General features: G+C 66.4%; 1 protein-coding gene. It reads left to right on the forward strand.

What is annotated here, in order from left to right; all coding sequences use genetic code 11:
• Nucleotides 1-821: ATP-binding cassette domain-containing protein (locus EOA29_RS43580; protein ID WP_245468789.1), on the forward strand; the 821-nt coding region annotated here is incomplete at both ends.

Below are 821 nucleotides of genomic sequence, written 5' to 3' on the forward strand. Positions count from 1 at the left end.
CGGGTCGCAAGCCGGGCGACATCTTCAATTTCGGCTTCGACACCAGTCCGCAGATCGTCGAAGGCTTCAAGGGCGGCTGGGTGCAGCTCACGGCCGACCAGCAGCCGTTCCTGCAGGGCTATCTGCCGATCCTCAGCCTCTGCCAGCAAGTGGTGCTGGGGTTGGCACCGATGAATGTCGACACCGGCGCCGGCTTCGTGACGCGCAGAACTACGAGATCGTCTCAGAGCTCGCCAAGCAGGCGTTGCGCTGACCTCCCAGGCTGCCGGCCGGGCTCGACCCGGCCGGCAGGACCGCCGGCGACGCCGGCAAGCGACAATCAAGGCGAGGATCGCATGGCCGAACGCATCATCGAACTGCGCGACATCAAGAAATCCTATGGCCAGGTCTATGCGCTGGGCGGGGTCAACCTCAGCGTCGATCGCGGCGAGGTGGTCGGCCTGATCGGCGACAACGGCGCCGGCAAGTCGACACTGATCAAGATCCTGTCCGGCGTGGTCAAGCCGACCAGCGGCGAGATCCTCGTGCGCGGCCAGCCGGTCACCGGATGGAGCGCCGCGCGCTCGCGCGACGCCGGCATCGAGACCGTGTTCCAGGACCGGGCTCTCGCCGTGCAGCAGACGATCGTGCGCAACATCTTCATGGGCCGCGAGCTCACCGGTTGGCTGGGCTGGCTGAAGGTCAACAAGGAGATCGAGGAGGCGAGCCGGCTGATGCGCGAGATCGGCTTCACCTCGAAAGTGTTCACGCCGCATTCCATCGTCGGCCAGCTTTCGGGCGGCGAACGCCAGGGCGTGGCGATCGCGCGCGCCATCTACAAG

This window comes from Mesorhizobium sp. M1E.F.Ca.ET.063.01.1.1 (genome assembly GCF_003998155.1).
In the GTDB taxonomy this organism is placed as follows: Bacteria; Pseudomonadota; Alphaproteobacteria; order Rhizobiales; family Rhizobiaceae; genus Mesorhizobium.